The following is a 201-nucleotide window of genomic DNA, read 5'->3' as shown; positions in this document are numbered from 1 at the left end:
TCCTTGAAAACTAGATAACGAAACGAAACGTAAAGCGTGAAACTTAGAAATCCTTTTCGTTGACTGTGTCACAACAGTTAATGAAAGTACATTCTAGTGGTTAAGCTAGAAAGAGCACACGGAGGATGCCTAGGCGCTAGGAGCCGAAGAAGGACGTGGCGAACGACGAAATGCCTCGGGGAGCCGTAAGCAGGCTTCGAT

The 201-nt window shown here is 46.8% G+C and carries 1 rRNA gene; it reads left to right on the top strand.

The window, feature by feature from the left end:
* Positions 1-98: 98 nt before the first annotated feature.
* Positions 99-201, top strand: a 23S ribosomal RNA gene (locus tag AC3G2T_RS38975); the annotation flags it as partial.

It is taken from the genome of Paenibacillus sp. sgz302191, assembly GCF_057749925.1.
The sequence above is the reverse complement of the archived record's forward strand: the minus strand, read 5'-3'. Positions and strand labels throughout refer to the sequence as shown.